Origin of the sequence: Flagellimonas meridianipacifica, assembly GCF_003001695.1 — a bacterium.
GTDB classification, from domain to species: domain Bacteria; phylum Bacteroidota; class Bacteroidia; order Flavobacteriales; family Flavobacteriaceae; genus Flagellimonas; species Flagellimonas meridianipacifica.
The window spans coordinates 943,296-965,139 of record NZ_PVYX01000001.1; the positions used below are offsets into that span (position 1 = coordinate 943,296).

The following is a 21,844-nucleotide window of genomic DNA, read 5'->3' on the forward strand; positions in this document are numbered from 1 at the left end:
GACTTACCTCAATTCATGAAGAATTGTACCGGCCATATTTTAATCCAATTTTTTTTGGGCATTGTACTTTGTTCAGCCCAAAACTTTAGATATACCTATTACAAGAACAGTGACCTCCCTTTTAAAAAGGTTTCCCAAATCAACCAAGATGCCCAAGGGTATATATGGATAGCTTCGGATAAAGGATTGTTTCGGTTTGACGGCACTCAATTTGAGGATTTTAACCTTACCCTAAAAAGTAGAAATATTAAGTCCCTGCTTTCCACCCATAGGGACACCTTGTATTTTTCAAACGATGAGGGTCTCTTTCAGCTCACCTATCAAGAAGGACGCCCAAAAATCAATAAATGGGTTGAAACAAGCGAAGCAGAAAACCTAATGGGTTACCCCGAAGAATTGTTCAGGGACTCTAAAGGTCGGTTTTGGGTAAGTCAACTGGATGGCAGCGTGTTTTCCATTGATGCTTCTGGAAAACTGCAGAGAAAATTTCAATTGTCAAATCATCCAAAAACGCGAAAAATAACTTTTGGGGAGGATAAAAACAATACTATCTGGGCGATGATTCCCGAGGAAGGTTTGTTCTATTTGAATGAGAATCAAAAAAAATTCAGTTTGTTCCAAACCTTTTCCGCTGGCCAACATTTTGCCACAAATGGTACAAACCTTATTGTGGTTGGCAATGATATCAAGATTTTCACCTTGGATGATAATAAAAATGTGAAACAGGAAAAGGTCATTAATTCTGATGGAATTCAATTTAACCAAATCTCAAAGGACCTTGAAGGAAATTATTTTCTAAGCGCTGATAAAGAGCTCTTCTCTTTAGAGATAGATAAAGGCACGTTTCAAAAGGTATTTGGATCGAACGATCCACACCGTGTTGAAGAGCTCCCCTTTGTTTCCTTTGACCATCTTTTTTTTTCTCCAAGTGAATTACGTAAAGGAGGGGATATTTGGGTAAGTACACGGCACGGCTTCGGAATCTTGCAGTTTCCATTTTTTCAAAGTGTTTCGGGCCTGCCTCATGATAATGTTTTAAGTATAAATACCCATTCTAAAAACAAGGTTTTGCTGGCCATGGGAAATTTGTTTCAGCTTGAAAAAGCAAACACTTCTTTTTCATTTGAAAAAAATCTAGAGCTTTCACGCGTTTCTTCAATAAGTACTTTCAATGATATGACTTGGTACGGAACTAGTGATGGAAGTATTCTTTTCTTTAAAAATGGTCTACAACAAAGAGTCTATAATCTTAGCGAGGTCGGAGGAGGAATCTTTTTTATGTCCACCGACCATGTTGGAGAAACTTGGTTCTGCCAGGCACCACTGGACAAACCTATTTTAGGCGTGAAAAAGGTATCAAGCACGGGCACTATTGTTGACTACGGTGTTCAAAAAGGGATAAACTCACGCATTTTGGTGATAAAGGAAGGGGGAAGGTCTGAAATTTATGCCGCTGGCATTGGAGCAGATTCTTACCTGTTCAAATATGATAGAGAGAATGATACTTTTCAAGACAAAAGCTTACCCTTTAAATTTGAGGTAGGCAGCAATTTTGAAGTGCATGATCTTACCATCGACCATCAAGGTGTAGTTTGGTTGGCAACTACAGATGGTCTGTTAAAGTATGACACTGAAACCATAAATCGTGTTAATCTTGGCCCTTATACAACACAAGAAATTAGATCCATTGCATCTTCAAAAGATGGCAATCTCTGGTTGGCCACAGATACGAATGGTTTAATTTTCTACGGAAAAAATAAATCATACGTACAATTTGATGAAAGCAGCGGAACGCCTTCAAAGGTTTCCACATATAGGAACCTAAGCATTGATCAGAATGAATTTTTATGGTTTGGTACGGCTGAGGGTGTAGTGTATTCGTCTGTTGCCAATGCAGGGCCTTTGCGCACCAAGTCTCCTATAATCAAGTCCATTCTAGTTAATGATAAAAATACCGAGCAAAATGAAATGCTCAATGTCCATGAAAAGTCGCGAGTTGAGCTGCAAGTTTCTACTACGGCATTTCCTGGAAAAGAAGTTTTGTATCAGTACAAAATAATAGATGACGAGCATTTAAGAATAGGTTCCGACCATGCTTCATGGTCTGACCCCATTAACTCTTCCAAAATCCCCTTGCCAGAAATCAAAAGTGGTGACTATACCCTTAAAATTCGTGGACAACAAAAGGGTGGACATATGTGGAGCACCCCTTCTATATTACATTTAACGGTAAAACCCATGTGGTATTCCACTTGGTGGGGTGTCTTAATCCTTTCAATTGGTGGGGTCCTTCTTTTTTGGGTAACAACCCGTCAATGGGGTCGTTTTAAAACCCGTAACTTGAGAAAGCTTTTATTGGAGGAGCAATTGATACTGGCAAAAAAAGAGGCCCTTTTGGTTAAAAAGGACAGCGCCCTCAAGCTTCAACAGGAAGAACTAAAAAGTACGGGGGCCAATGTTTACATGCTCAATCGGCTTTTGTCCTCATTACCTCAGTCCGGCACATGGCCCGAGATATTTAAGGGCTTAAAGAGGTTGATTGAGCTCCCTACGGGAATTGATGCCTTCGAAATAGCAAGAGTTGATGGAGGAGAAATAAAGTATCAAGGATTCCATAGAAACAAAACAGGGCATATCCGAAGAAAAGAGGAGTTCAATGAAAAGGAAAACTTTGCCAGCTATGTTGCTACAACCGGAAAGCCCTTAATTATAGACAATGTGTCCCAACAAGCTCTAAACTACCTTTGCAATGTTCCTGAAAATGACTTTTCATCCCATCTATTCGTTCCGTTCCAACAACAGGGAAATACTGCCGTTTTTTGTGTTTATGGCACCGAGGAAAAGAAGTTCTCGCAACGTGATTTGTCTTTGATTCAGATTCTAACAAATTTCCTTGGCCTAATCACATCAAAACCCTTGAAAGAAGATGTATAGAATATCAAAATGCATAATAAGCTTCGGTGCGATTCTATTCTTGGGAGTAGCAAGCCTATCTGGTCAGACCCAAATAGACACATTAAAGGTTGGGGTTTTTAAACAGGTGCCGTTTGTTAATGGGGACAATGATTCATCCTTTTCCGGTCTATCCATTGATTTATGGGAAAACATTGCTTTAAAGAACAACGTCCCCTTCAAATATATTGAGTTTAGTGATGCAGTTGGAGTGATACGGGCTTTGGACTACAGGGACATTGACCTCGCCATAAACCCCATGAAGAATACTGCAAGCAGAATGCAGAAATTTGAAGTCAGTCAGCCCTTTCATATTTCGAGTCTCGGCGTTGTGGTTACCTCATCGAGTCAAAGTCAATTTCAAATTTTTATCAGCAACTTTTTTTCACGTGATTTTTTGAACATCGTGATTTTGTTGTTACTGATACTACTTTCTTTCGGAACCATACTCTGGTTTGTGGAAAGACGCTCCAACCGATATCAGTTCAGACCTGGAATTCTTGGGCTTTTTGATGGGCTCTGGTGGGCCGCGGTTACCATGACCACCGTGGGCTATGGTGACAAAGCTCCAAAAACCAATTTGGGAAAAACAATCGCCATCATTTGGATGTTCACAGCAGTGATAATCATTTCAAGTTTCACTGCGACCATTGCCTCTACGCTTACGGTCAATAGTTTAGAGGGAGAAATCAATAGCTTGGAGGAGCTTAAAAGTGTTGAACTGATAGCCGTGGTCGGGGCGAGCCCAAGTTCAGATTTTCTTCAACTTAGCGGGTTTGGAAATACCAAACTATACCGTAGTCCGCAAGAAGCACTTTACGCGTTGTCAAAAAAAGAAGTCAATGCACTGGTTCATGATAGAACAACGATGCACCATTTAATTCAACAACTGCAAATACAGGAAAGTGTTCAACTTCTACCATTGAGTTTTGAAGAAGGATATCGTAGCTTTATGATGCCCAAGGGCCATACTTTTTTTGACGTTCTGAATCAAGAGATAATTTTTCAAATTCAACAAGATTCGTGGAACGCGCTTCTTTTGAATTATGGATTATAATGCTAGTGATTTCCTTCCTAATTTACTCTTCGGCAACAGTACTTTGGGATAGTTTTTTTAGGTCGGCACGAGTCAAAGGTTTTGTAATATACCCATCAATGAACTCATATTCCTTTGATAAATTTAAATCTTCGGGGGCTATAGAAGAAGTGAGAATGTGAATTTGAATGGAATCGCGAACCACACTTTTGACTTGCCGCAATTCTTCCAAAAGCTCCCAACCATTCATTACGGGCATATTGATGTCGAGCAACATAATTTCTGGGAGATGTTCAGGGGTTTCTGAAAGCTCCTCCAACCTATTGTAAGCTTCTAGTCCATTTTCAAAATGAAATACTTCATCAGTAAGTCCAGAAGAGGTAATAAGCACCTCGGCGGCCTCTCGAAAAATAAAATCGTCATCAACTAAAAACACTTTTTTTGCTTTCATGCCTTTGCTTGTTTAGGGTTTGGAAATTTTAGCAGAAACGTGGCACCTTGGTCCACCTCACTGATTACTTCAATTTCAGCGTTCATTGCATCCATTTGATTTTTGGAAATAAAAAGACCGACCCCTTTGGCGTCTTTATTCCCATGAAAAGTTTTATACATACCAAAAAGTTTATCACCATGCCGCTCCATATCAATTCCTCTTCCATTATCCTTAAATGAGACTATAGTATTTCCATCTTTCTCATAGGCCTCCACAACAATACTCAGCTCTGTTTTGGGTTTTCTATATTTTAAACTGTTGGTAAGCAAATTCAAGAAAATACTTGATATATAAGGTTTCACGGCGTGAATCCTTAAATTATTTTCAATTTGGATGTCAATGCTTGGGGCAATTTCTTCAACATGTGCGTTTATGCCCTCCAAAACCTCGATCAACGTGGCTTTTATATGCACCCATTGTAAATTGACATTAGGGTCTGACTGAATTTTAATTACCTCGTTCAATTGAACCACAGTTTCGTCCAAACGTTCGGAAGAAATTCGAATCATTTCCAAAAAACGTTGTTGTTTTTCGGGGTTGGTGTTCTCCAACAGCATTCCGGTCAGCATAGATAGGTTGCTTGAGTTGGACCGAAGATTGTGAGAAACGATATGGGCAAAATTCAACAAACTTTGATTTTGTTTTTCGGTGGTGTTAAGTAATTGTCGAAGTCTGTTATCCGCTTTTTTAATTCGGGAAACATCAGTGTTGGCCCCAACCATTCTAGTCGCGTTCCCTTTTTCGTCCCTGAACACTTTTCCCAATCCGTGAATATATCGTACAGACCCATCCGAGGTTTTAATCCTGAACTCGGTATTGAATTCCTTTTTTCCTTCAATAGCTTCTTGAACCGCCTGAAAGCTTCTTTCGCGATCATCAGGATGTATAGTACTCTCCCAGGCCTCAACCTCTCCCGAGAAATCTTCCTTGTTTACCTGGTATAAATCATACATGTTATCGTCCCAAACCAAAACGTTATTAACGATGTCGTAATCCCAAATACCAATATTCGAACTCTCGACGGCCACTCGCATTCGGTCTGTAAGCACCTGATATTTTATGCTTGCTCGTTTTGACTGATCAATATCTTGAAAGACTCCAAAAAGACGTGTAGCCTTCCCATTCACAATCTCTGTGCTACCTATTGAACGCACCCACTTTTCATTTCCTTGAGCTGTAACTATGATGAACTCTTCATCGAAAGAGCCCCCATTTTCAATGGTGTTTGAAACCAGTTCCATGATGCGTTCACGGTGCTCCCCTTTTTTGTAGAAGTTGATCCCACCCTCAAGGTCTGGGATGTAATCCTTGGGAACTTCGTGTATCTCTTTGGTCATATCCGACCAATAAATTTTATTGTTGACCAAATCAACCTCCCAACTTCCGATTTTAGCGGTGTGCTCGGCTTGAACAGAAAGGTCAAAAGCTATTTTCTTTTGTGTGACATCTTCAAAATAAAGAAAGTATCCAGAATGTGAGACATCCGGATAGAGAACCAATTTGTGCCATCTCAATTCACCTTTTCTAGAGACATAGGAGACAAACTCGCTAATGGGCTTTTTCGGTAAAGATTTCTTCCTTCTGATTTCTTTAAGGGAATCGGGTATTCTTCCAATCAAATCTTCCAGATTGTTGGGAAGTCTATCTGCGCCCTGAAATCCGAAATAACCGTAGAACACATCAGAATGTTCTTTAATTTCAAATCGGTGGTCAACAAGAGCTACAGGAAACGGAAGCTCCGACATTTCAATACTTGAACCAATCTTTAAACTCATGGAATCCAATAGAATAGTCCAAATAGAACGTCAGATTTTTCTTAAAATTGTTGTCAGCTAAAAATATCGACTTCCCAGGGCAGAAACATCGTATTATTTGTAAAAATCAACCTCAATCCATTAAGGGTAAAATCCGGTTTGTAAAAACTGGAAGCCCCTATTTGTTTGTTCGCACCCACTAGGAAAAAAACACAAATCTTGTTTCTTTCCTTTTTTAGAAGAATTTCGAGCTGTTTAAACTCAATACTTAGCTCCAAACACCTTAAAAAGACTTTAGTCAAAATTGAATACCCAATGTGTTTTTCAACAAGGGTTTTTACTCTATTGGTAGTATTTACCCCTAAGTTTCCATAGGAAATAATCTCTTGAAAGTCTTGAGTGTTTCTGAGGCCTTCCCATGCCCCTTCATCATTTAATTCCTGAAAACAGTCTGCCATAATACACATTTTGCGAATTAATCATATAGAATGGCACTTTGAAGTATATGGCAATAAACCTATGAACCAAATAACGATTCAGGTATTTTCTGCGTAGTAGTTGTGGTTTTCGCACTCAAATATAAGAAATATATTACGGGTGTTTCTGCTTGCTAAATCAAGCTAGGTTCAACTATATCAACCAAAAAAAGCTTTACAGCCTACCAGTTTAAAGAGAGTTGTAATTCTTCTTTATGATAAATGCTCTTATGTTTTTTTAGTTTTCGATTTTTTGAAAATCAATTGTTCGCTAAAATCAGATTTAAATGAATGTCTTTTACATAAAAGTGAAAAGAACATGTTCTTCAAAGCAACTTCGGATTCGGATAATGATCGGACTGGTCTTCGCTAGTATTATCTAGACAAGTGAAGTCCTTTTCAACCAAAAGGGATAAAGAAGACGCGTCATTCCAATCCACCGAATTACTATAACCAACCCTGTTACTGGTAGCCCAAGTGGATAGTTCCTCTTGGGGCATGTAAATGGTAATTCTGTTATTCAAAAAATCAGCTTCCAATTCGTTAATCCCCTCTTTACCCTTAAGGGTATAGATTAGGGTATTACCAGCAAATTTCGTGGTCTCCTCGTAAAAACCCTTGTTGCAAAAGGTTTCCACTTCAGTCTTGGTCAATCGAAACCGTACCGAGTTGCCCTTGATTCTAATCTTCATGTTCTTTCTATATTTTATTTGTCTATAACTACCTCTTCAACTTTATAGTTAATGGCAACCCTAATGCCTTCACCTGGTATAGAGTTGATAAACAGACGTCCGTTAATATAATTGATTCGTTCTTTCATGAAAAAGACACCTATGCCCCTTCACTGTTCTTTTTGGTCACCTTATCCAAAACTGAAGGGTCAAAACCTTTGCAATCATCATCAATTACAACACTTAAGAGCCCATCAGCATGGTTGAGGGTAACCAAAATATAGTTCGCTTCCGAATACTTTATAGCATTATTGACCGCCTCTTGGGTCACCCTATAAATGTTCGCAAAGAAATAAGGAAACAAATCCAATGTAAAATTTATTCCTGGCTTATTACGTTATAGAGGTGTCTTCCTAGAAAAAGATACGAATGTTCTCGAAGAAATATTTATTTGGCATTTTTTTCTTACTCCTTATCTCTCCAATCTTTTGCCTTGGCCAATATCAAGTAATTCTCGATTCCACCTTTTTTAATGAGCGTACGGAAAGGCAGCGGCTTACCATAAAAAAAATGGCTATCCCGGTTGGGCTGACAGCTACCGCCTTGCTGATGACCAACGGTGATTTTGAGCAGGGATTGCAACCTAAAGTCAATCGTAACTTAAGAACAAATATCGATGATTATACAAGGTTTGCTCCCCTGGCTGTGATGTATATTTCTGACGGTTTGGGCGCAAAAGCCGAGAACCATTGGTTTGACCAAACAAAGAATGCAGGACTGTCGTTACTACTTACACAGGCAATTACCACTGGCCTAAAAATAAATATCGATAAGGAAAGACCTAATGGCGCAAATGAGGAAGCGTTCCCCTCAGGGCATACCTCTCTGGCTTTTGCAAGTGCAACTGTGCTCCATGAAGAATTCAAAAATACCGAACCCATTTTAGCCTATTCCGGTTATGCTTTTGCTATAAGCACGGCATACCTACGTATGGCTAAGAATAAACATTGGCTCTCTGATGTAATCCTGGGCTCCGCCCTGGGCATTGCCGTGACCAAGCTAGTCTACCACTTCGACTATCTTTTCTCTTGGAATCCTTTCAAGAAATCAGATAGGTTGCTAATCGCTCCAACTGTGAGTCAAGAGGGGGCCGGAGCATACTTTTCTTTTAGATTTTAATCCTCCTAGGAAACAGACTTTAGCTCCGCGCTTAGCCCTTGATTTTTCCCTTTGGTTAAAAATCAGGATGTCCTGATTTCCAATAGAAGAAGGAAAATACGTTTGCTGCTTGTCTTTTAATGCCCAGGAAATAATTCACCCAGAACTTGCCCAGCTAGATGAAGATTTGGAATACAAATTGTATTCATTAAGCAATATTTATTATCAGCAAAGAACTAATGAACCACTGATTAAAAACTTTAAGTCCTTATGATTTTGGTTTTAAGTTTTTATCTTAGAGTAGATTGTGCTTATATCTATTTTGCTCTATTTTGGCAAGCGAATCTAGTTTTTGCGTTGCAAGCATCTCAAACTTGCCAAACTAATACTATGGGAGCTAAGCAAAAGATAGAATTCTGAGTGAATCGGGTCATTTTTTTTCTGAGCCATGAAGTAAAAAGTTTGAATTACAAAGCATCTTCGCAAGCTTCCTATTGAAATAAAAAAACGCAATCATCAAGTATCTGTGATGTTGCGTTTAACGTGGTCCCACCTGGGCTCGAACCAGGGACCCCCTGATTATGAGTCAGGTGCTCTAACCAACTGAGCTATAGGACCTCCCTTTAAGGGGATGCAATATTAGCATTTATTTTGCTACACCGCAAGGTTTTGATGGTTTATGACTCCTTAATATCTTGGCAAAGCTCTACCAATACTCCGTTGGTTCCTTTCGGATGTAAAAAGGCGACCTGCTTGTTGTCTGCTCCTTTTTTAGGAAATCCCGGTAGAATCACAAAGCCCTCCCCTTCCAAACGCTTCATTTCGGTTTCCAAATCTTCAACTGCAAAGGCTATATGGTGAATCCCTTCCCCCTTTTTCTCAAGAAACTTGGCTATAGGACTATCCGGATTTGTAGCTTCCAACAATTCAATCTTGTTAGGGCCCGACTTAAAAAAGGAAGTTCGAACACCCTCCGAGGCCACCTCTTCAATTTTGTAGTGTTCTTCACCAAAAAGACTTTTGAATAACACATTGGAAGCTTCTAAATCTTTTACGGCTATACCGATATGCTCTATTTTGTTCATGATGCGCTTGGTTTACAGTACATTTTGGTCAAAATTACATACTGTTCCCTTAACCAATCATGAGGTTAGTCATTAATTGACGTATTTTTGCCTCAATGGAATCACAACGACAGCGAAAAATAGCGGGAATCATTCAAAAAGACATTGTGGATATTCTTCAACGTGCCGCAATAGATGGTGGCTTAAAAGGCACTCTGATTTCAGTTACCAAGGTAAATGTCACTGTGGATCTATCTATAGCAAAAGTCTACATCAGTATTTTTCCAAATAACAAGGCCAAAGAGTTGCTCGAAGGTATAAAATCCAATCAAGCACTAATCAGATATGAGCTTGCTCAACGTACCAAAAACCAATTAAGAAGGGTTCCTGAGCTCAGTTTTTTTCTAGACGATTCCCTGGATTACATAGATAAGATTGAAAAATCTCTCAAGGGCGAAGAAAACCCAATTGACAACAGAGATTTATTGGATAAACGCAAGAAATCCTGATTTTGAATTTTCCCTTCTACATAGCTAAGCGTTATCTAAGGTCAAGGAGTAGTCAAAACGCGGTCAATATTATCAACTTTATTACTTTTTTGGTTATTGTTATTGGGTCTGCTGCCCTGTTTGTTGTGCTATCCGCTTTTGCTGGCCTTAAAACTTTTAGTTTATCGTTTACCAATACCTTTGATCCCGACCTAAAGGCCCTACCAGTTACTGGGAAGCATTTTTCCATTCTGCCAGATGAAGCGCGAAAATTGGACCAAATAGAAGGATTGGCCCATTTTTCAAAAGAACTGGAAGAACGTGCCTATCTCAATTTTAGAGGAAAAAGCACTATAGGCTATATTAAAGGTGTTGATGGCAATTATCGTTCTGTTACTGGGGTTGACAGCACTCTATATTTTGGAAATTGGGGGGTTATCGAACAAAACGCAGTAATCGGGATTGGCATCTACAACCTTTTAGGTGTGCCTCCAGATAATTACCAAAGTCCTATGTCCGTTCTCGTACCTAAACCTGGAAAGGGCTCCATATCTCAACAAGGCTTAAATGCCAAACCCTACAATCAACTTCCTCTTGTGGTTAGCGGGGTCTATGCGGTAGAGGAGAATTTGGACAAAAAATATGTGTTTACCACACTTAATTTAGTTCAGCAGTTATTGGAAAAAGACAGCACACAGATTTCTGGTATAAATTTTAAGTTGCTGCCCGAAGCTTCTTTAGATGATGTTAAGAACGATATTCGGACAGTCCTTGGGGACAAGGTGCTCTTGTTGAATCGACAACAACTGAATGGTACTCTGTATCGCATGCTCAATACGGAAAACTTAGCCACATATTTGATTTTTACTTTGGTTCTTATCATTGCTTTATTCAATGTTGTGGGTGCCATCATTATGATGATTCTGGACAAACAACAAAACTCCAAGACCTTGTTTAGTTTGGGAGCAACAATAAAAGAACTTCGCTCAGTCTATTTTATACAAGGACTGTTGGTGACAACCCTCGGCGGGTGTATCGGGGTATTGATTGGAAGCCTGCTCATTGGAAGTCAAATCGCTTTGGGTTGGTTGAAAATCACCCCATCCCTCGCCTACCCTGTAGAATTTAATTTTAGCAATCTGATTGTGGTTTTGGCCACGATAGTAGTTTTGGGATTCATTTCATCGAAAATAGCAAGTAGCCGAATTTCCAGAAAACTGATTGAAGCCTAGGCGAACTGATAATCGCCAAACTTCTCCTGCACCTCATCAAAAGCAGCAAAAACATCCACGGCATCATCGCTGGTAACCATCTTCATCCTATACTCTTTGAAATGAGGAATTCCTTTGAAGTAATTGGTATAATGACGACGTGTTTCGAATACCGCCAACTTCTCCCCTTTCCAATCAATCGCCATTTGCAAATGCCTCCGGGCCGCTTCTACCCGTTCAGACATCGTTGGAGGCTCTAAATGTGTTCCAGTTTCAAAATAATGTTTTACTTCTTTGAAAAACCATGGATTTCCTATACTGGCACGACCAATCATAGCTCCGTCCAAACCAAAATCGTCCCGCATACGCATTGCGGCTTCGGGAGAATCTACATCTCCATTTCCGAATACAGGAATATGCATTCTTGAATTGTTTTTTACTTGGGCAATTGGTTTCCAATCTGCAGAACCTTTGTACATCTGCACCCGGGTCCGCCCATGAATGGATATGGCCTGAATACCAACATCCTGTAAACGTTCCGCCACCTCAACAATCTTGATTGTGTTTTGATCCCAACCCAAACGGGTTTTTACCGTAACTGGCAATTTTGTCCGTTTCACAATTTCACTGGTCAGCTTGACCATCAAAGGTATGTCGCGCAATATTCCAGCTCCAGCGTTCTTGCATACCACTTTTTTTACAGGACAGCCGAAGTTAATGTCAATAATATCTGGATTGGATTTTTCGACAATATCCACTGCCTGAAGCATAGAGTCCAATTCGGCTCCAAAAATTTGAATGCCTACAGGTCTCTCTTTTTCATAAATGTCCAGCTTGATGACGCTCTTTGCGGCATCTCTAATCAAACCTTCTGAAGAAATGAATTCTGTATATACCACATCAGCACCTTGTTCCTTGCAAAGTGCTCTAAACGGAGGATCACTTACGTCTTCCATAGGTGCTAAGAGCAATGGGAAGTCCGGAAGCTCTATGTGGGCAATATTTGGCAATTCTTTTGTTTTTTGGAACGCAAAAATACAAAATAGAAGAAAATCAGGTAGTTATTCGCTTTCCAAACGGTCTCTTTCTTTCTTGTCAATCCCTCTTTGGTTATCGTTCAACCTAAAATTTCCGAAATTATAGGTGAAGCCAAAACGGATAAATTGAGTCTCGGGTCTTCTTCTATAAAAGTTATCTTGGTTTAGATAGCGAGACCGATATGTTGGGATATACTGCTCCAGAATATCTTCGGCGGTCAAAGAAATGGAAGCTCTATTGTCAAAAAGTGACTTGCGTAGTCCTAGGGTAAGGTTTAGTTGTTCGTCCGCAATATAGGAACCAAATAAAAACTTGGAGAGGTATGTCATGGTCACCTCTCCCGTAAAACTTCCATCTTTGGAAATGGTAATATAATTGGCCAGATACCCATAAACCCCATCAACCTCAGCGGTAAACTCTTGATTCCCGCTTTCCACGGCTACAAAAGTCTCTTCCTCATGAAAAATAGACGTATAGGCGTACAAAAACCAGAATGGTAAAATACCCTTGCTCACCGTAAAATCCAGACCGTAGGATTGACTTCCAGTAACGTTTTGCTTCAGCTCTCGAAGGGTAAGATTTGTATTGTCCTGAAAAACTAGGTCTGCTATATTTTCACCGTTATCCCTATAGTAAATGTCAAAGAAAAACTCATTGTTCAGCGTATAATTCAAATTGAAGTTGTTGGAAAAGCTGGGGAATAACCGTGGGTTTCCTTCTTCAAAGTCATTTTCATTGAAAAAGAAACTGAAAGGATTCAGGTCATTGTATTTAGGTCGCACAACGTTCCTTCCGTAATCAAAAGAAAAACTGTGATTTTCCGAAGGGGAATATAAGATATAGACTGAAGGAAACGGTTCAAAAAAATCCTGAGTGTTGATTTCATTTAAGGTAAGGGATGTGCCAGATGCATCAGTCAACTCACCTCTAACTCCAAGTTTCATAGACCACTTTTCCCAGTTTTTTACCCAGCTGAAATAAGCTGCATAAACGTTTTCTTCATAAACAAAAACGTCGGAGAGCGACTCATCTACTGTATCACTAAAACCAATGAAGTCTGAAAAAACAAGTTGGCTCTCAGAATCTATTGAAGAAACTTTTAGGCCAGCCTCAATTGAACCTTGCCCTAAAGGTGAGGAATAGTCCGCCTGTCCCGTAAAAATTTGAATGTCCTGTGTAGCATCGGAGTTAAATCCAAAATCCCTGATAAATCCTCCTGTTCCATCAAAATATGACGAGTTTAGACTTTGAAATGAACTTCCATCATAAAATGTATAATGCCCATTGAACGCCAACTTTGCTCCCTGTTTCTTTAGCTTATGTTCATAGGTAAGGTCAACCGCTAAATTAGTGTTGTCCAAGTTCGTATCGCTCTGGGTATTGAAGGTTGAATCTAGTTGAGCTTGCGCATTGAAAATGTCATTTTCCAATTGGTTCTCCCTGCTCTGGTCAAGGTTAAATGCCAAGTTTGAAGTCAGATTCAAACTATTTCTTGAATCCAGTTCATAGTCCACAATGATATTAGCATTCTGAGGAGTGGAAGTATCTATTTGTTCATACTCTGTATCCCAAACCGAAAAGACATTGTCCTCTTCATTGATAAAGTTGATTCCTTTGTCTGTTTTTCTGATTTCTTTCTTTGGATTGATGGAATAGTTCGCAAACAGATTCAACTTTTCCGTTTTGTAATAATGACTTGTCCCAAAGCTATACTTTGGAAATACGGCTTGTGTAGCACTTCCATTGATGCTTCCCTTATATCCGGGTGTTATAGCTTTGCTGGTTACAATGTTTAAAATGGGTCCGTCTTCAGCATCATACCTCGCTGATGGATTGGTGATTACTTCCACAGATTTTATGTTGGCTCCTGAGAACCCTTGAAGCAAATCGCGTACTTCTTGGCCTGACAACTGGACCTTGCGGTCGTTAAGATAAACTGTAGCCGATTGACCTCTAATTTGCAGTTCTTCTTGATTTATGATCACCCCAGGTGTGCTTCTCAAAATATCCCAAGAACTCCCTTGTGAGACCACGCTATTCTCCACATAAAAGACCAATCTATCCGTGAGGCGTTGAACTGTAGGTCGTTTTGCAGTCACTACCACCTCATCCAAATTGGTGCTGGAAGGTATGATCAAGGCTCCCAATGAGACATCGGCAGTAATATCCAGACCTCTTGGTATTGATCCAACACCAATATAGCTTGCTTGAAGCAGATAAAGATTTGGTTGTACCTCTTGAAGAATAAATCTTCCGGTATCATCGGTAGATGTTCCTTGGACAAAGGTAGAATCTGCTGCCCGGAGCAATAAGACATTGGCAAAAGCAATGGAATTGTTGTCTTCGTCCACCACTTTTCCAGTTATCTTATAGGTTTGCCCCCAAGATAAAATAGAAGTCAAGAAAGCAATGCAAAAAACCGAGGTGGAGCGATTCATTTACAAATGGGGTTGAATATCAAATCTAATAAAATATTTTAGAGTCTTTTGGAGAGCAAGTATTGCAATCTTATAAAAAAAGAAGGTCTGGGAGTTAAAAGGCCTATATTTGCAGTTGATTTGAAACGTTTTACAACGTGCCCTTTTGATATGGAAATGATTCGAAATTTTTGCATAATTGCACATATTGATCATGGTAAAAGTACTTTGGCCGATCGTTTGTTGGATTTTACCGGTTCGGTCACCGAACGCGAAAAACAAGATCAGCTTTTGGACAATATGGACCTGGAACGGGAGCGTGGCATTACTATAAAAAGCCATGCAATCCAAATGGAGTATGTATATGGGGGAGAAACCTATGTTTTAAATCTTATCGATACCCCGGGACATGTGGATTTTTCCTATGAAGTTTCCCGCTCTATCGCAGCTTGTGAAGGTGCTTTGCTCGTAGTTGACGCCGCTCAGAGCATTCAGGCACAGACCATTTCCAATTTGTATTTAGCCCTGGAAAATGACCTGGAAATAATTCCTGTCTTAAATAAAGTGGACCTACCAAGCGCAAATCCCGAAGAAGTTACGGATGACATTGTTGATTTGCTGGGCTGTGATCCAGAAGAAGTGATTCCAGCAAGCGCTAAAACAGGTGTTGGAATAGAGGATATTCTAAATGCCATTATTGAAAGGGTTCCTGCTCCAGAAGGTGATCCGGATGAACCCTTGCAAGCGTTGGTATTCGATTCGGTTTATAATCCTTTTAGAGGGGTTGAAACTTACTTTAGGGTAGTAAATGGTGAAATCAAGAAAGGACAAAAGATAAAATTTGTAGCCACTGGCAAGGACTATTTTGCAGATGAAATTGGCACATTGAAGCTCAATCAAATTCCAAAAAATAAAATTTCTTCTGGAGATGTGGGCTATCTAATTACAGGAATAAAAGATGCAAGAGAGGTTAAAGTTGGAGATACCATTACCGATGCCAATACACCCACCCAAAATGCCATTGAGGGGTTTGAGGATGTAAAACCTATGGTTTTTGCTGGTATTTATCCTGTGGATACGGAAGATTTTGAAGAGTTACGCTCTTCGATGGAAAAGCTTCAGTTGAATGACGCTTCTTTGGTATTTACTCCAGAAAGTAGTGCAGCCTTAGGTTTTGGTTTCCGTTGCGGATTTTTGGGTATGCTCCACATGGAAATTATTCAGGAACGTTTGGAGCGTGAGTTTAACATGACCGTAATCACTACAGTGCCCAACGTAAGCTATCACGCCTATACCACTAAAGACAGGGAAACTGCGTTAATTGTGAACAATCCTTCCGACCTGCCTGACCCCTCAACTGTAGACCGGGTAGAGGAGCCTTATATCAAAGCAACCATAATCACAAAAGCCGATTTTGTGGGCAACGTGATGTCGCTCTGTATTGAAAAACGAGGTCAGATTACAAACCAGACCTACTTGACTACAGAGCGGGTAGAGCTCACCTTCGATATGCCCCTCGCCGAGATTGTCTTTGACTTTTACGACCGATTGAAAACCGTTTCAAAAGGGTATGCCTCTTTTGATTATGCACCCATAGGCATGCGAACCTCCAAATTGGTCCGAGTAGATATTTTGTTGAATTCGCAACCTGTCGACGCCTTATCCGCATTGGTTCATTTTGATAATGCTCAGACCATCGGCAAAAAAATGTGTGAAAAACTCAAGGAACTTATCCCAAGACAACAATTTGATATTCCGATTCAAGCGGCGATTGGTTCTAAAATCATTTCCAGGGAAACCATCAAAGCACTTCGTAAAGATGTTACCGCCAAATGTTATGGAGGTGATATTTCCCGAAAGCGAAAACTGCTTGAAAAGCAGAAAAAGGGAAAAAAGCGAATGCGTCAAGTAGGCAATGTTGAAATTCCGCAACAAGCGTTTATGGCCGTTTTAAAACTGAATGATTAATCTGAATGCAACTTCAAAACAACCGATTTTTCAATACAAAACCCGGCATAATTGACCAATACCTTGCGCCGGTTGATGAATATCCTTGCTATTAAACTAGAAGCATTGATTTCAACAACATTCAAATAAAAAAGCGCTCTAAAAAAGAGCGCCTTTGATTCATCTTAGCTATATTTTGTTTAATTGCAATCTGCTATTAAACCCAATTGAGCGATAAAAGCATCAAATGAAATACCTTCCAAATCAACTGTTTCTGATTCTCCTTCTGTTGTAGCTGTAACAGTTCCGTCTCCATTATCACAATATTCGGTTGAAGTGGTAATATCTAAAAGAGTTATTGAACATGTTGTACAGTTGGACGATGAACTGTCATCATCACTGGAACAACCAGTAAAACCGATAGAAGCCAATAATGCAAAAGCAAAAATTATTTTTTTCATAATACTTAAAAGATTAGAGGTTAAATGTTTTTCGTAAACAAATAACCGCATCAAATCTTTTTAAGCCTAAAACTTGTTGTGAATTTGTAAGAAAATGTGGCGCACGGTCAAACTTGTTAGGAAACCTGCTCTTCCAATTCAAAGACTTTTCCCAAATAAACCAATTTATATCCATCACCATTTGGATTAAAATCTTTGTAGTTGAGGGGCATGATGTCAATGTTTCCATCTGGCGATTTGGTGAAAATCGGTACAATATCCATATCCTGACTCGCGGTTTCCATAAGTGCATCATAATGCGCCTTGTCCTTAATATCTGCTTCATGGATGGAAGGGTATTTCTCCGAAGTTTCTGTAAACTTTATAAAATCGTAGGTGGGTGAGAAAAGACCATTGGCTGGCAAGTTTTCCGGATGATTTATTTCTTCAGTACTTGCAAGACGAAAGGCTCCATTCTCGCCAAATTGTTTTTCGAACTTATTCAACGCGAAAGTGTTTATGTCCGTATTGCCAGTCAAGGCAATCAAATAGCCAACATCATTTAATTCAATATTATCGGTTAGTGCATCTGAATAAATGTCGGCCACTAGGGCTTCTAAGCCTATCTTTTTAGCCTTATCAACATTAGTTTGATTGTTATCAATAAGTACCACGTGCCTATTATTCTTTTTAAGGTAGTTGCCAATAAGGCGGGAAATTTTGGACGCTCCTATAATAAGTATACCATCAGATTGTTTGAGAAAAACCCCGACAACCTTGGCAAAAAATCGTGCTGTCGTGGCATTCAATAAAACTGTTCCCAGAACAATCATGAACACCAAAGGGGTAATATATTCGGCTCCTGGTTCGCCTTTAATCAGCAGTTTGGAGCCAAAAAGCGATGCGATACCCGCAGCTACAATACCCCTAGGGCCTACCCAACCGATGAACAGTTTTTCGTTAAATTTCAAATTTGAACCTTGTGTGCTTATAAATACTCCTAGAGGTCGGATTATAAAAACAATCACCGCGAACAGAATTGCAGAGTTCCAGTTATAAACCAATTCCATATCTCTGATATTAATATTGGCAGCCAAAAGAATAAAAAGAATGGATATCAATAGCACGCTAAGGGATTCCTTAAAGTATAGCAACTCTTTCAGATTGGGTAAATTCATATTCCCCAATACCATGCCCATTACCACAACAGCCAAAAGCCCAGATTCATGGGCAAACAAATCGGACTCCACAAAAACTAAAAGCACCACTGAAAGCGAGACCACATTCAATAAATAATGTGGAATAAAGTTTCTTTTAATGGCAAATGCCAAGGCATGCGCAAAGGTGAACCCAAAGGTAGTGCCGAACAATAAGATTTTCCCAAATTCAATAAGGGCTGTTTTGGTGAATGCCTGACCTTCACCAACACTAATGAACTCAAAAACAAGTACCGCGACCAAAGCGCCTATTGGATCTATGAGAATTCCCTCCCATTTCAAAACGGTAGAAACGTCCTTTTTTAAAGGAATGTTTCTCAATATGGGTGCAATAACTGTCGGGCCGGTAACAATAATCAGTGCGGAGAACAAAAACGAAATTTGCCAAGACAAATCAAAAATATAGTGAGCTGCTACACCTGCTCCAAAAAAAGTGACTATTGTACCTAAAGTAATCAGCTTAGTTATTACAGGGCCCACATTTGCAATCTCCGCACGCTTCAAAGTAAGTCCCCCTTCGAAAAGTATAATACTAATGGCCAATGAAACAAAGTAATACAGTCCATCCCCTGGGAAAAGTCCCTTGGTTCCATTCCAAATAGGTTCTATTAACTTGGAACCATCTTCAGTATAAAGCGTGGCTATCGGACCGACCAAAAGCCCTATCAAAATTAGAGGTAAAATAGCAGGTAGCTTTAACCTCCATGCCATCCATTGTGCTATGATTCCAAGAATAATAATTCCCGCCAGTTCGAGCATCGGTCAATTTTTGGTTAAAATAGGATTTTTCTTCCAATTTTTGGCCCATTCTGGGGTGATCGCATGGAAATCAGGGAGATTTATTCCATTTCACATTTTGTTAAAAAAGGGCCAATAATATTTCCATTTTAAAGACAAACTGTCTAGGTTTTCTTATTTTGCGCGTCCTTTGCTTTTCAAATGACGCTTTATCCCGTTGAGACTGGTAATTTTAAGTTAGATGGTGGGGCCATGTTCGGTGTGGTTCCCAAATCACTTTGGACCAGAACCAATCCTGCGGATTCCAATAATATGATTGACCTGGCGGCGCGTTGTCTTCTTATTGAGGATGGAAATCGGTTGATTTTAATCGATTCAGGTCTCGGAAACAAACAATCCGAAAAGTTTTTCAGCTACTATTACCAATGGGGTAACCATACGTTGGATGGTTCTCTGCAAAAATTGGGCTTTCATAGAGATGATATCACCGATGTCTTTATGACCCACCTTCATTTTGACCACTGCGGAGGAAGCATACAATGGAACTCTGACAGGACCGGGTATGAACCTGCTTTTAAAAACGCGAAGTTTTGGTCCAACAAGGACCATTGGGAGTGGGCCATTCATCCCAATGCCCGAGAAAAGGCTTCTTTCCTAAAGGAAAACCTACTTCCAATGCAGGAAAGTGGCCGGTTGAATTTTATCCAAAGAGATGATTCCAGTTTCATTGAGAATTGTGAACTTGGTTTTGATGTTCTTTTTGTTGATGGGCATACTGAAAAGCAAATGCTACCCTTTATCCAATACAAAGGAAAGACATTGGTTTTTGTCGCCGACCTTATTCCAACCGTTGGTCACATTCCTTTGCCATACGTCATGGGCTATGATATGAGACCTCTACAGACCCTAGAAGAAAAAGAGGTTTTTTTGAAGAAGGCAGCAGACAATAAATACATACTCTTTTTTGAACATGACGCCCACAATGAGCTATGCACATTGAAACATACCGAAAAAGGGGTTCGGTTGGACGAATTGTTCTCCTTCAATGAATTGTTAACCCCCTAAAGCTGTTTATATTACATTAAAATACATTTTATGATTACTACATATACCAAACTCTCCGCAGTTCTTTCTCTTTCAATTTTATTGGTAGGTTGCGGAGCTACTACATTGGTGGCAACACCTGTAGCAAATATTGATACCGTTCCTTTGAAGATTACGGAGCTAACAGAGGCCCAACAGAAAACTTGGGGACATGCTGACCTTATCGCCGATACCATTCCCGGTATGAGCGTGGACAAAGCATATAAGGAAATCATCAAAAACAGAAAAGGGAAAAAGGTCGTTGTTGCTGTTGTGGATTCAGGGATAGACCTGGAACACGAAGATTTGGATGATGTGCTTTGGACCAATAAAGATGAAAAGCCCAACAATGGAATAGATGATGATGACAATGGATATGTGGATGACATTCATGGATACAATTTTTTAGGAGAATCCTATAACGAACAACTTGAGTATGCCCGAATGCTTCGTTTGAATATTGGAGATGCTTCAACACGAGCTAAAGCAAGGTTATTGTTGGACAAGGAATATCCTGAAGCCGTACAAAACAAACAGCAATATGAACAAATACTCCAAGTAGTAAAAAACGCAGATGAAGCTGCAAGAAAAGCTTTGGGCAAAGAAGTATATTCAAAGGAAGATTTAAATACCATTGAAGACAAGAGTGAACAAATGCAGCAAAACGTTGCAATTCTCAGCCAAATGTTTTCTTATGGTGATGATATTCCCAAAGTCATTGATGAACTAAATGAGGGAATAACCTACTTTGCCGAGCAGGTCAATTACAATTTGAATAAAGATTTTGATGGAAGAAAGCCTGTAGGTGACGATCCCTATAACTTTAATGACAAATCATACGGCAACGGAAACCCAAAAAACAGGGTTGAAAGCGAAAGTCACGGTACACATGTGGCGGGAATTATCGCTGCAGAACGAAACAACGGAAAAGGCGTTAACGGGGTTGCAAAAAACGTAGAAATCATGAGTCTAAGAGCCGTTCCAAATGGTGATGAATATGATAAGGATATTGCCTTGGCTATTAGATATGCTGTGGACAACGGGGCTAAAATCATTAACTGTAGCTTCGGGAAATCGTTTTCTCCAAATGCAGAATGGGTATACGACGCTATTAAATATGCTGCTTCCAAAGACGTTCTTATTGTACATGCAGCAGGAAATGATGGAAATGATTTGGACAATCCTGACAATCCCAATTATCCAAATGACCATAAGTTTTCAGGTTCCGAAATTTCCAATAATGTAATTACCGTAGGTGCATTGACCAGTAAGTACGGTTCGGAAATGGTAGCAGGTTTTTCAAATTATGGTTCTCAAAACGTTGACGTTTTTGCTCCTGGTGCAGAAATATATTCGACGCTACCAAATAATTCATACGATTTTCAAGGAGGAACTTCTATGGCGGCACCCGCCGTGGCAGGAATAGCTGCATTAATTCGCTCATATTACCCACAACTATCCGCAGCGCAGGTAAAGCAAGTTCTTATGCATTCTGGTCTAACCACAAAAACCTCTGTGATAGTTTCCGGGGATGCTTCAAAAGCCACCACTTTTAGCAGCATCTCTAAATCTGGTAAAATGGTCAATGCTTACAATGCTTTGCTCTTGGCCGACAACATTTCAAAAGGAAGACAAAGATTGGCTTCAAATACAAAATAAAA

Annotated in this window: 18 protein-coding genes and 1 tRNA gene; 8 read left to right on the top strand and 11 right to left on the bottom strand. The window is 39.7% G+C overall.

Annotation, left to right across the window (positions count from 1 at the left end):
• Positions 1–15: 15 nt before the first annotated feature.
• On the top strand, positions 16–2,934 hold the full coding sequence (locus CLV81_RS04220; protein ID WP_106143801.1) for a GAF domain-containing protein: 2,919 nt from the start codon (positions 16–18) through the stop codon (positions 2,932–2,934).
• Positions 2,927–4,009, top strand: coding sequence for an ion channel (locus CLV81_RS04225; protein WP_106143802.1), 1,083 nt, complete (start codon positions 2,927–2,929; stop codon positions 4,007–4,009). Before CLV81_RS04220 ends, CLV81_RS04225 begins: the two co-directional genes overlap by 8 nt.
• Positions 4,010–4,031: 22 nt before the next feature.
• On the opposite strand, the gene CLV81_RS04230 is transcribed toward CLV81_RS04225, so the two are convergent.
• The 5 genes from CLV81_RS04230 to CLV81_RS20885 all read right to left on the bottom strand — a co-directional run bounded on the left by CLV81_RS04230 (position 4,032) and on the right by CLV81_RS20885 (position 7,752).
• Complete coding sequence (locus CLV81_RS04230; RefSeq protein ID WP_106143803.1) at positions 4,032–4,439, bottom strand: response regulator; 408 nt, start codon at positions 4,437–4,439, stop codon at positions 4,032–4,034.
• On the bottom strand, positions 4,436–6,256 hold the full coding sequence (locus CLV81_RS04235) for a PAS domain-containing sensor histidine kinase (protein ID WP_106143804.1): 1,821 nt from the start codon (positions 6,254–6,256) through the stop codon (positions 4,436–4,438). The genes CLV81_RS04230 and CLV81_RS04235 overlap by 4 nt, the downstream gene beginning before the upstream one ends.
• 53 nt (positions 6,257–6,309) lie before the next feature.
• Positions 6,310–6,693 carry a hypothetical protein gene (locus tag CLV81_RS04240; RefSeq protein WP_106143805.1) on the bottom strand — a complete coding sequence of 128 codons (384 nt, stop codon included), beginning with the start codon at positions 6,691–6,693 and terminating at the stop codon, positions 6,310–6,312.
• A 344-nt stretch (positions 6,694–7,037) separates the two neighbouring features.
• On the bottom strand, positions 7,038–7,403 hold the full coding sequence (locus tag CLV81_RS04245; protein ID WP_106143806.1) for a DUF7009 family protein: 366 nt from the start codon (positions 7,401–7,403) through the stop codon (positions 7,038–7,040).
• Between the two features lie 139 nt (positions 7,404–7,542).
• Positions 7,543–7,752, bottom strand: coding sequence for an ATP-binding protein (locus tag CLV81_RS20885; RefSeq protein ID WP_313790277.1), 210 nt, complete (start codon positions 7,750–7,752; stop codon positions 7,543–7,545).
• A 59-nt stretch (positions 7,753–7,811) separates the two neighbouring features.
• On the opposite strand from CLV81_RS20885, the gene CLV81_RS04255 reads away from it, so the two are divergent.
• Positions 7,812–8,561, top strand: a complete 750-nt coding sequence (locus CLV81_RS04255) for a phosphatase PAP2 family protein (RefSeq protein ID WP_106143807.1) — start codon at positions 7,812–7,814, stop codon at positions 8,559–8,561.
• Between the two features lie 523 nt (positions 8,562–9,084).
• Here the strand turns inward: CLV81_RS04255 and CLV81_RS04260 are convergent.
• Positions 9,085–9,158, bottom strand: a tRNA-Ile gene (locus tag CLV81_RS04260).
• A 59-nt stretch (positions 9,159–9,217) separates the two neighbouring features.
• Positions 9,218–9,625: a methylmalonyl-CoA epimerase gene (gene mce, locus CLV81_RS04265; RefSeq protein WP_106143808.1), complete on the bottom strand. Its 408-nt coding sequence runs from the start codon at positions 9,623–9,625 to the stop codon at positions 9,218–9,220.
• Positions 9,626–9,720: 95 nt separating this feature from the next.
• On the opposite strand from mce, the gene rbfA reads away from it, so the two are divergent.
• Together rbfA and CLV81_RS04275 are read left to right on the top strand one after the other, a co-directional pair.
• Positions 9,721–10,113 carry a 30S ribosome-binding factor RbfA gene (rbfA, locus tag CLV81_RS04270; RefSeq protein ID WP_106143809.1) on the top strand — a complete coding sequence of 131 codons (393 nt, stop codon included), beginning with the start codon at positions 9,721–9,723 and terminating at the stop codon, positions 10,111–10,113.
• 2 nt (positions 10,114–10,115) lie between these two features.
• Positions 10,116–11,324 carry an ABC transporter permease gene (locus tag CLV81_RS04275; RefSeq protein WP_106143810.1) on the top strand — a complete coding sequence of 403 codons (1,209 nt, stop codon included), beginning with the start codon at positions 10,116–10,118 and terminating at the stop codon, positions 11,322–11,324.
• Here the strand turns inward: CLV81_RS04275 and dusB are convergent.
• A complete protein-coding gene (dusB, locus tag CLV81_RS04280; protein ID WP_106143811.1) occupies positions 11,321–12,313 on the bottom strand; it encodes a tRNA dihydrouridine synthase DusB in 993 nt (330 codons plus the stop codon). The two genes, CLV81_RS04275 and dusB, sit on opposite strands and share 4 nt — an antisense overlap.
• 51 nt (positions 12,314–12,364) lie before the next feature.
• Positions 12,365–14,779 (bottom strand): outer membrane beta-barrel family protein, encoded by a 2,415-nt coding sequence (locus CLV81_RS04285; RefSeq protein WP_106143812.1) that lies wholly within the window; start codon positions 14,777–14,779, stop codon positions 12,365–12,367.
• A 150-nt stretch (positions 14,780–14,929) separates the two neighbouring features.
• Here CLV81_RS04285 and lepA point away from each other — a divergent pair, with 150 nt between their 5' ends.
• The gene (lepA, locus tag CLV81_RS04290) at positions 14,930–16,726 is read left to right on the top strand and encodes a translation elongation factor 4 (RefSeq protein WP_106143813.1); all 1,797 of its coding nucleotides are present in this window, start codon (positions 14,930–14,932) and stop codon (positions 16,724–16,726) included.
• Positions 16,727–16,905: 179 nt separating this feature from the next.
• Here the strand turns inward: lepA and CLV81_RS04300 are convergent, their stop codons facing one another.
• A complete protein-coding gene (locus CLV81_RS04300) occupies positions 16,906–17,166 on the bottom strand; it encodes a hypothetical protein (protein WP_106143814.1) in 261 nt (86 codons plus the stop codon).
• Between the two features lie 116 nt (positions 17,167–17,282).
• Positions 17,283–19,121, bottom strand: coding sequence for a cation:proton antiporter (locus CLV81_RS04305; RefSeq protein ID WP_106143815.1), 1,839 nt, complete (start codon positions 19,119–19,121; stop codon positions 17,283–17,285).
• A 180-nt stretch (positions 19,122–19,301) separates the two neighbouring features.
• On the opposite strand from CLV81_RS04305, the gene CLV81_RS04310 reads away from it, so the two are divergent.
• Both CLV81_RS04310 and CLV81_RS04315 read left to right on the top strand, forming a co-directional pair.
• Positions 19,302–20,165, top strand: a complete 864-nt coding sequence (locus tag CLV81_RS04310; RefSeq protein ID WP_106143816.1) for an MBL fold metallo-hydrolase — start codon at positions 19,302–19,304, stop codon at positions 20,163–20,165.
• A gap of 30 nt (positions 20,166–20,195) precedes the next feature.
• Positions 20,196–21,842, top strand: a complete 1,647-nt coding sequence (locus CLV81_RS04315; RefSeq protein ID WP_106143817.1) for a S8 family serine peptidase — start codon at positions 20,196–20,198, stop codon at positions 21,840–21,842.
• Positions 21,843–21,844: the final 2 nt, after the last annotated feature.

Excerpts from the sequence above, each read along its gene's own strand:
- CLV81_RS04220 (WP_106143801.1), top strand. The coding sequence starts at position 16 with ATGAAGAATTGTACCGGCCATATTTTAATCCAATTTTTTTTGGGCATT.
- CLV81_RS04225 (WP_106143802.1), top strand. The coding sequence starts at position 2,927 with ATGTATAGAATATCAAAATGCATAATAAGCTTCGGTGCGATTCTATTC.
- CLV81_RS04230 (WP_106143803.1), bottom strand. The coding sequence starts at position 4,439 with ATGAAAGCAAAAAAAGTGTTTTTAGTTGATGACGATTTTATTTTTCGA.
- CLV81_RS04235 (WP_106143804.1), bottom strand. The coding sequence starts at position 6,256 with ATGAGTTTAAAGATTGGTTCAAGTATTGAAATGTCGGAGCTTCCGTTT.
- CLV81_RS04240 (WP_106143805.1), bottom strand. The coding sequence starts at position 6,693 with ATGGCAGACTGTTTTCAGGAATTAAATGATGAAGGGGCATGGGAAGGC.
- CLV81_RS04245 (WP_106143806.1), bottom strand. The coding sequence starts at position 7,403 with ATGAAGATTAGAATCAAGGGCAACTCGGTACGGTTTCGATTGACCAAG.
- CLV81_RS04255 (WP_106143807.1), top strand. The coding sequence starts at position 7,812 with ATGTTCTCGAAGAAATATTTATTTGGCATTTTTTTCTTACTCCTTATC.
- mce (WP_106143808.1), bottom strand. The coding sequence starts at position 9,625 with ATGAACAAAATAGAGCATATCGGTATAGCCGTAAAAGATTTAGAAGCT.
- rbfA (WP_106143809.1), top strand. The coding sequence starts at position 9,721 with ATGGAATCACAACGACAGCGAAAAATAGCGGGAATCATTCAAAAAGAC.
- CLV81_RS04285 (WP_106143812.1), bottom strand. The coding sequence starts at position 14,779 with ATGAATCGCTCCACCTCGGTTTTTTGCATTGCTTTCTTGACTTCTATT.
- lepA (WP_106143813.1), top strand. The coding sequence starts at position 14,930 with ATGGAAATGATTCGAAATTTTTGCATAATTGCACATATTGATCATGGT.
- CLV81_RS04300 (WP_106143814.1), bottom strand. The coding sequence starts at position 17,166 with ATGAAAAAAATAATTTTTGCTTTTGCATTATTGGCTTCTATCGGTTTT.
- CLV81_RS04305 (WP_106143815.1), bottom strand. The coding sequence starts at position 19,121 with ATGCTCGAACTGGCGGGAATTATTATTCTTGGAATCATAGCACAATGG.
- CLV81_RS04310 (WP_106143816.1), top strand. The coding sequence starts at position 19,302 with ATGACGCTTTATCCCGTTGAGACTGGTAATTTTAAGTTAGATGGTGGG.
- CLV81_RS04315 (WP_106143817.1), top strand. The coding sequence starts at position 20,196 with ATGATTACTACATATACCAAACTCTCCGCAGTTCTTTCTCTTTCAATT.